At 70.2% G+C, this 8,829-nt stretch carries 6 protein-coding genes; all 6 read left to right on the forward strand.

Going from position 1 to position 8,829, the window contains the following annotated elements; all coding sequences use genetic code 11:
• The first annotated feature begins 8 nt into the window (after positions 1-8).
• The 6 genes from wecB to AABN02_RS06950 all read left to right on the forward strand — a co-directional run bounded on the left by wecB (position 9) and on the right by AABN02_RS06950 (position 8,675).
• Positions 9-1,172, forward strand: a complete 1,164-nt coding sequence (gene wecB, locus AABN02_RS06925) for a UDP-N-acetylglucosamine 2-epimerase (non-hydrolyzing) (protein ID WP_338414184.1) — start codon at positions 9-11, stop codon at positions 1,170-1,172.
• 1 nt (position 1,173) lies between these two features.
• Positions 1,174-2,052 carry a YaiO family outer membrane beta-barrel protein gene (locus AABN02_RS06930; RefSeq protein WP_338414185.1) on the forward strand — a complete coding sequence of 293 codons (879 nt, stop codon included), beginning with the start codon at positions 1,174-1,176 and terminating at the stop codon, positions 2,050-2,052.
• Between the two features lie 21 nt (positions 2,053-2,073).
• Positions 2,074-2,925 carry a hypothetical protein gene (locus AABN02_RS06935; protein ID WP_338414186.1) on the forward strand — a complete coding sequence of 284 codons (852 nt, stop codon included), beginning with the start codon at positions 2,074-2,076 and terminating at the stop codon, positions 2,923-2,925.
• 6 nt (positions 2,926-2,931) lie between these two features.
• On the forward strand, positions 2,932-4,200 hold the full coding sequence (locus tag AABN02_RS06940) for a hypothetical protein (protein WP_338414187.1): 1,269 nt from the start codon (positions 2,932-2,934) through the stop codon (positions 4,198-4,200).
• Positions 4,201-4,243: 43 nt separating this feature from the next.
• Positions 4,244-6,403: a hypothetical protein gene (locus tag AABN02_RS06945; RefSeq protein WP_338414188.1), complete on the forward strand. Its 2,160-nt coding sequence runs from the start codon at positions 4,244-4,246 to the stop codon at positions 6,401-6,403.
• A gap of 64 nt (positions 6,404-6,467) precedes the next feature.
• Positions 6,468-8,675 (forward strand): hypothetical protein, encoded by a 2,208-nt coding sequence (locus tag AABN02_RS06950; RefSeq protein WP_338414189.1) that lies wholly within the window; start codon positions 6,468-6,470, stop codon positions 8,673-8,675.
• The last annotated feature ends 154 nt before the right edge of the window (positions 8,676-8,829 follow it).

Consider the following 8,829-nt stretch of genomic DNA (forward strand, 5'->3'; position numbering starts at 1 on the left):
CCACTGCCATGCAACGACCCATCCTCATCTCCGTCGGCACCCGTCCTGAAATCATCAAGATGGCGCCTGTCCACAGCGAACTGCGCCGCCGCGGCCTGCCCGTGGCCTGGGTCCACACCGGCCAGCACCGCGAGATGGCACAGCCGCTGTACGAATTCTTCGGCATCGCGCCGGAGCACGAGGTCACGCTGGAGCGCCGCAACGGCCAGCTCTCGCACCTGAACGCGCTGCTGCTGGAAGGCCTGTCCACCGTGTTCGAGCAGGTGCAGCCGCGCGCCGTGCTGGTCCACGGCGACACCACCAGCACGCTGGCCTCGGCGCAGGCCGCCTTCTACCAGGGCGTGCCGATCGGCCATGTCGAAGCCGGCCTGCGCACCTTCAACCACCGCGAGCCCTTCCCCGAGGAAATGAACCGCGAGCTGACGGCCCGCCTGGCGCACTGGCACTTCGCACCGACCGCCAAGGCCGCCAGCAATCTGCGCAACGAGGGCGTGCGCCCGCCCGGCATCCACACCGTCGGCAACACCGCCGTCGACGCCGCACTGGCCGGCACGGCGCGGGTCGAGTCGCTGATCCACCAGGGCCACACCGTGCTGCCGCCCGAACTCGACCTGCTGCGCGAAGGCCTGGCGCACCGCCAGTGGCGCCTGGTCACCGTCACCGCCCACCGCCGCGAGAACTGGGGCGACGGCATCGACAACATCGCCCGTGCCGTGGCGGACCTGCTGGACGCGCACCCGGACCTGGCCGTGGTCTGGCCGGTGCACGGCAACCCGGCCGTGAGCGACGCGGTGCAGGCCGCGCTGGGCGAGAAGGCGCGCCGCCTGGAGGGTCGGCTGACGCTGTGCGCGCCGCTGGAATACCCGGCGCTGCTCTGGTGCCTGCACCACAGCGTGCTGGCGCTGACCGACTCGGGCGGCATCCAGGAGGAAGGCGCGGCGCTGTCCTGCCCGGTGCTGGTGCTGCGCAACACGACGGAGCGGCCCGAGCTGATCGACGCCGGCGCCGGCGTCATCGTCGGCACCGACCGCCAGCGCATCGTGCAGACCGTGTCGCACCTGCTGCAGGACTCTGCGGCGCTGCAGCGCATGCGCGACGCCGTCAACCCCTTCGGCGATGGCACCACGGCGCAGCAGATCGCCGACGTGCTGCAGCACGACCTGGGAGTCTGAGATGGCGGCAGCACACACGCCCGCGCTGCTCCTGCTGCTGACGGCACTGGCCGGCGCAGCCCAGGCGCAGGCACCCGAACCGGCGCCGGCCACGGAACCGGTAGCCCCCGCGGGGGACACCATGGCCGCCCCAGCAGCGCCCGCTGCACCGGCACCCCAAGCCGCCGCAAAGCGCCGCGGCCAGATCGAGCTGACGCAGCAGCAGAGCCGCTACAACGCCAACCTGCCCAGCGGCCGCGCAACCAATCTGCGCGGCAACTGGGCCCTCGGGCAGGACACGGTCCTCAACGCCGAGCTGCTGTCCGAGCGGAAGTTCGACGCCAACGGGGGCATCGCTGCCGTCGGCGCCACGCGGAACCTGGACGCGGACTGGTTCGCCAGCGCCACGCTGAGCCGCGGCTGGGGCGGCCCGAACTGGGCGCGCAACCGCATCGACGCGTCCGTCTCGCGCAAGTGGGGCGCGTCGCAGCAGCTCGTCACCACGCTGGGCGGCTACCGGGCCAACTTCGACGCCGGCCGCAGCGACCGCGGCCTGCGCGTCTCGGCCAACTACTACCTCAACCACTTCGTCGTCTTCGAGGGCGGTGCCACCTTCAACACCAGCTACCCCGGCAAGGTCCGCTCGCAGATGCCCTACCTGGCGGTGACGCTGGGCACGGAGGGCCTGCAGTTCCTCAGCCTGCGCGCCAGCCGCGGCAGCGAGGCCTACCAGAGCGTTGGCGCGGGGGGGCAGCTGGTCGATTTCGACAGCCAGTCGCTCAGCATCGACTGGCGCTACTGGTTCGCGCCGGACTGGGGCATGTCGCTCCGCGCCGAGCGCTATCTGAACCCGAGCTACAGCCGCACCACGGTCGGCGGCGGCCTGTTCCTGCAGCTGTGACCCCACGGAGTGCCCTTGTCCATGTTCCGCAAATCCGCCCGCCCCGCCCGGCCTGACTTCCAGCATTCGGTGGTCCACGCCGTGCTGGGCGAACTCACCCCGCGCGGCGCCCGCGGCGGGCGGGTGCAGATGCACCGCTCGATCTGGGGCCTGCACCTGCCGCCAAACCGGCTGGCCGGGTCCGTCCTGCTGGCCCTGGCGCTGACGGCGGTGATGGTGCTGCTGCGCGAGTCGATCGCCACGCTGTGGTCGACCGAGCTGCTCTGGTGGCTCACGCACATGGAACTGTCCGGGCGCTTCACGGCGGTGACGGAACACGGCCACCTGCCCTTCCAGATCGCCACCCCGGTGGTCACGCTGTTCGTCAGCGCCCCGCCCACCACGACGCTGATGTTCAACGCCATCGGCGTGGTGGCGGTGTGGTGGCTGGCCGGGATGCTGCCCGACGTGGCGCGCCCCGGCTGCTACCTGCTGCGCTTCGCCGCGATCATCCACGGCGCCGCGGTGCTGTTCTTCTGGATCTGGCCGGCGAGCTTTCCGCACTCGGTCAACGAGCACATCGGCAACGGCCTGCAGCAGTGCTGGGCGCTGATGCTGCTGGCGCCGTGGATCCACCTCTGCACCTACTACCTGTTCGCCGTGACGTGGGGACAGCGGATCGCGCTGACCGCGCTGACCTGGGCCTACCTCTTCCTGCTCGCGCCGCTGCTGCTGGCCCTGCACGCCCTGGTGCTGCACGCCTGGGGCCTGCTCGCCATGCCGCTGCTGCACCTCCTGTTCGGCGTGATGGTGGCGATCATCGGTTTCGTGGCCATCTACGGATGGGCCATGAGCTGGGCCAACGCACGTCTGCAACCCACCCCCATCCCCTGAAAGCCCATGTCCAACCAAGCCCCATCGCCTCCCCTGAACCGGCTGCGGCGCCTGACGTGGCGCCTGTCTGCCGCCGCTGTCGTGGCGTCCTTCTCGCTGGCACCCGCCGGCGCCCAGGTCAGCGCCAGCACCCCGCCGATGGACAGCCTGTGCCCGCCAGGCGCGCTGGTGGACGCGGCCTTCCGCGACGCGGCCGTGCTGACCATGCGCCAGCTCATCGTGCGGGCACCGAGCCAGCCCAGCCATGGGGCCGTGCGCCGCGCGCTCGCCCCCGCCCACGTCGATGCCCAGAAGCGCCCCTGGTACCACATCGCCGCCTACGAGGGCAACCTCGGGCTGATCGGGGCGCTGCGGGTCGACCCCAGCCTGCGCACCGAGGCCGCCGACTGGCTGCGCTGGCAGGTGCGCCACCTGCCGCTGCGCGGGCTGGACCAGGGCGTGCTGTACGACCGCTGGGTGCTGGCCGACGGCTCGCAGGAGACGATGTGCCCGCCGGACATCGACGCCCGCCACTGCAACCAGATCGACGCCACCGACAGCACGATCGCCTCGGTCTTCCTGATGGCCAAGGCGTATCTGGACAACGGCGGTGACGCCGCCCTGCTGCGTGAACCGGCCGTGCGCCTGGCGCTGGAGCGGGCCGCCACCGCGCTGGTCAGGCTGCAGCAGGCCAACGGGCTGAGCTGGGCCAAGCGCAGCCACCCGGTCGCCTACCTGATGGACACCGTGGAGGTGGCCGCCGGCTGGCGGGCGCTGGCCTCTCTGCAGGAGCGGGTCTGGGCCCAGCCACAGGCGGCGCAGACGAGCCGCGACCGCGCCCAGCGGGCCAGCAGCGGCGTCGAGCAGCAGCTCTGGGACACCGGCGCCGGACTCTGGCGGGTCAGCCTGGACGCGGCCTCCCCGCAGACCAGCCGCTGGTACCCCGACACGATGGCGCAGGCCTGGCCGCTGCTCTGGAGTTCGGCCAGCCAGCCCGTCAGCTACAGCGCCTCGCGCACTGCCTGGCCGCGCGCCGCCGCCCAGTGGCGCACCAACGACAACGCCTGGCAGTCCAGAAACGTCGATCCGGCCGGCTTCTGGTGGCCGGCCGCCGCGGTGGCCGCGCATTGTGTCGGCGACACCGCGGCCGCCGTGGACTGGGTGGCGCGTGCACGCGCCACCTGGCTGAAGCCCCAAGCCCCCTTCGCCTGGCCCTTCCAGGTCAGCGATCTGCTCTGGTTGCTGTGGCTGGCCGAACCTGGGCCGCCGCAGGCCCCGCTGCCCACCCCCGGCTGATCCCCTTCCCGTTCCCTCACAAAACCACCCTCAGGAGCCCCGAATGAACACGCCCCCGCAACACAAGCGCCGAATCTTCAGCGCCCTGACCACCTCGCTGCTGCTGGGCCTCGGTCTGCTCTCGCCGGTCGCCCATGGCGCGGTCGTCCGCGACACGCTGGTGATGCTGGTGCCCGACACCGCCAACCTCGCCGACTGGCCCGTCAAGGTCTGGACCGACTCGGCCGCCGAGGAAGGCATCCGGCTGAAGACGATGACCGACAGCCAGTTCCTGGCGCTCGGCACCGGCGCCGCGGCGCAGATCGCCGGCCTGATCCTGCCCGACAGCGCCCACCAGCAGGCCAGCGACGCCGTGGTGGCCGCCGTGACGCAGTACGCCAACCTCGGCGGCAAGCTGATGCTCGTCTATGACGCGGGCGCCCTGACGTCCAGCGGCGTCTACGCCACCGGCAAGTCGCGCTTTTCGGCGCTGGCCGGCGTCGACTACACGCTCTACGACACCTTGCTCGACCGCATGGTCGGCTTCGGCCCGGTCGTCGGCGACGCCACCACGCTCGACACGCTGAGCCTGCCCCCCGGCAAGTCGATGGCCTGGTCGACGCCGATCACCATCGCGCGCACCACCAGCGCGAGCACGCAGTTCGTGCAGACCTCCAGCGCCGACCCGGTCGGCTCCAAGGCGATGCGCAGCTTCATCGAGGCCCGTGCACTCAAGGGCGTCGACGAAAGCTCGCGCAATGTGCGCACCGCCCAGAAGCTGACCACCCAGGCCGTGCGCGACCTGCTCGGCCTGAACAGCCTGCCCACCACGACCGGCGTCAGGCTCGCGCCCAAGGTCACCGGCACGACCACGACGGCCGTCACGTCCAGCACCGCCCGAGTAGCGTCTGGCACCTTGTCAACCGCCGCCGTCACGATCGCGCAGCCCAAGGCCATCAGCGGCTACGGCTACGGTTACCTCGACTACTTCACTTTCGTGACGCAGGGCACCTACGCTGGCACGCCCTACCTGAGTTCTCCCGACCACGGCCTGGTCGCCGGCAGCCGCCCGGTCGGCAGCGGCAATGTGCTGTTCGTGAACCTGCCGCTGGGCTACTTCAAGGCCATCGGCACCGACAGCGCCCCGCTGCACGGTTTCCTCAACCTGTTCGCGCGCCAGCACGTGCAGATGCCGACCATGTCGGTGCAGCCCAAGGGCGTGGGCGGGCTGGTCTACAACTGGCACATCGACGATGGCGACGACCTGACCGCCGACGCCAGGTTCCTGCTCGACACGACCTCGGTGTTCAAGCGCGGCCCGTTCTCGATCCACTTCACGGCCGGCCCGGACACGGTGGCCATCGGCGACGGGCTGGGCATGCGCCTGGACACCAGTACCGTGTCCCAGACACAGTTCAAGCGCCTCAAGTCGCTGGCGGTCGGGCATGAACTGGCCTCGCACGGCGGCTGGAACCACGACCTCTACGGCCTGGGCGCCACCGAGACCAACCAGGCCATCTACCAGCCCTGGCTGGAGCTGAACTTCGCTGCGGTCGAACGGCAGTACGGCAAGAAGACCACCGAGTACTCGGCGCCGCAGGGCAACAACCCGACCTGGGCCGTCAACTGGCTGGAAACCCGTGGCATCACCGGCATGTACTTCGTGGGCGACACCGGCGCCGGTGCGATCCGGTCCTGGCGGGCCGGCAACCGGTTGACGAAGTCGCTGTGGAGCTTCCCGCTGTCGCCATTCGAGAAGTACGGCACCTTCGAGGAGTTCGAGGACTTCGGTGTTCCTGACGCGGCGTCCGGCCAGTGGCTGCTCGACCTGCAGACCTTCGTGGTGAACAAGCGCACCAACCGCATGTTCTACAACCACCCGCCCGGCGCGCGCGGCCACCTGCCGGCCATCACGCCGCTGCTGAACAAGGCGGACACGCTGCAGGCCGCCGGCAAGTTCCGCTGGTACACGATGACGCAGCTCGCCCAGTTCAGCGAGCGCCGCCTGGCCACCACCTGGAACGCCACCAGCAACCTCGGGTTCTCGACCTTCACCGTCACCCACCCGAGTTCCCTGACCGACCTGACCTGGCTGCTGCCGAAGGCGCGCTACGCCGCTCCGCTGATCAGCGCCGGCCGGGGCGTGGTCACCTCGGACACCACCGACTGGGTCGTCACGGCCACCAGCGGCACGTCCCTGAAGTTCACCGCCGCAGAGCGTTGATTCCCCGGATCGCCAACGACCCGCCACAACGACCCCGCCACAACGACACCCCTCAGGAGCCCACATGAACCGACATCCCTTGCAACGCCTCGCCGGCGCACTGGTGCTGGCCGGACTGACCGCCCTCGCCGCGGGCGCCCACGCCGCGCCCATCAAGGACAGCCTCGTGCTGCTCGTGCCCGACAACGCCGACCTGGCGAGCTGGCAGGTCAAGGTCTGGACCGACACCGCGCAGGAAGAAGGCTACCGGCTGCAGACGATGACCGACGCGCAGTTCCTGGCGCTCGGCACCACGTCGGCGGCCAACATCGCCGGCCTGGTCGTGCCGGACAGCGCCCACATCCAGGCCAGCGACGCGGTGGTCGCCGCCGTCAAGCAGTACGCCAACCTCGGCGGCAAGCTGATGCTGGTCTATGACGCGGGCGCCCTGACTGACAACGCTGTCTACGCACCGGTCAAGTCGCGCTTCTCGGACCTGGTCGGCGTGGACTACGTGATGTACGAGGCGCTGCGCGACCGCGTGGTCGGCTTCGGCCCGGTGGTGGGCACGCGGGCGCGGCTGGACAGCCTGTCGCTCCCACCGGGCAAGTACGCGCCCTGGGGCGCCGTCACCAGCGTGGCCGGAACGGCGGCAGCGGCCACCTTCGTGCCGGCGTCGCCCGCCGATGCGGGGGGCACCAGGCACATGCGCCCGGCCATCGAGGCACGCGCGATGCGCGGTGTGGACGAAGGTTCGGCCAACGTGCGCCGCCTGCGCGACCAGACGGTGCGCAACCTGCTGGGCCTGAACAGCAACCCCCTGGCGGTGACCGGCACCCCGGTCACGATCACCGCCAAGGTCCCGACCGCCTCGCCGGCCACGAAGCAGCTGTTCAGCGACGTCGTCGCCAACTACAGCACGCTGCTGAAGACCGTGCTGCAGGGCAGCTCGACCGTCAACATCAGCGGCACCACCACCGCCGCCGACACGCAGCTCAACGCCATCAGCGGCTATGGCTACGGCACGATCGACTACTTCAGCTACGTCACCCAGGGCAGCTTCCCCGGCAATGTCTACCTGTCCTCGCCCGACCACGGGCTGGTGGCCGGCGTGCGCCCGACCGGCAGCGGCAAGGTGATGTTCGTGAACCTGCCGCTGGGCTACTTCAAGGCCATCGGCACCGACAGCGCCCCGCTGCACGGCTTCATGAACCTGTTCGCCACCGAGCACGTCGGCCTGCCGAAGATGTCGATGCAGCCGCGCGGCAAGGGCGGGCTGATCTACAACTGGCACGTGGACGACGGCGACGACCTGCTGTCGGACGTGAAGTACCTGCTCGACAGCACCTCGGTGCTCAAGCGCGGGCCGTTCTCGATCCACTTCACGGCCGGCCACGACGTCGTCACCCTGGGCGACAACAACGGCATGTTCCTGGACACCAACACGAAGTCGCAGGACCTGGTGCGGCGCCTGGGCAACCTCGGCGCCTGGGCGGGCAAGCTGCCGGTGCAGCATGAACTCGGCTCGCACGGCGGCTGGAACCACGACCTCTACGGCCTCGGCGCCAACGAGACCAACCAGGCCACCTACCAGCCCTGGCTGGAGCTGAACTTCGCGGCCATCGAGCGCACCACCGGCAAGAAGATCCGCGAGTACTCGGCCCCCGTCGGCAACAACCCGACCTGGGCGGTGAACTGGCTGGAGAACCGCGGCGTCAACAGCATGTACTTCGTCGGCGACACGGGCGCGCCGGGCGTGCGCTCGTGGCGGGCGGGCAACCGGCTGTCGAAGGCGCTGTGGAGCTACCCGATCGTGCCGCTGGGCAAGTACGCCACCTTCGAGGAGTTCGACCTGTTCGGCGTCCCGGATACCACCTCGGGCCAGTGGCTGATCGATCTGCAGGACTTCGTCATCAACCACCGCACGAACCGGATGTTCTACAACCACCCGCCGGGTGCCCGCGGCCACCTGCCGGCGCTGCAGCCGATGCTGGCACGCGCGGATCTGCTGCAGCTCTTCGGCCAGTTCCGCTGGTACACGATGGGCCAACTGGCCGCGTTCTCGCAGCAGCGTCTGGCGACCATCTGGAGTGCCACCACCGCCAGCGGCCTGACCACCTTCACCGCCAGCCACCCAAGCTCGCTGAAGGACCAGACCTGGGTGCTGCCGCGCAGCAAGTTCGGCACGCCGTTCGTGCAGTCGGGCAACGCGTCGGTGAGCGCCGACAACAACGAGTGGATCATCGCGGCCAATGGCGGCACGCAGCTGCGCTTCGTCGCCGCGCCACGCTGACAGAGAGGGCAGATCTTTGACATCCTCCCCGCCCTAAAGGACGGGGATTCCTCCTGCGAGACGCGCATGCCCGCGCGCGGCGATGTTCTTGGCTGCGTTCACGTCGCGGTGGTGTTTCGCCCCGCACTCGCAGCAAGTCCACCGCCTCATTCCA

Origin of the sequence: uncultured Sphaerotilus sp., from assembly GCF_963924895.1 — a bacterium.
GTDB lineage: Bacteria > Pseudomonadota > Gammaproteobacteria > Burkholderiales > Burkholderiaceae_C > Sphaerotilus.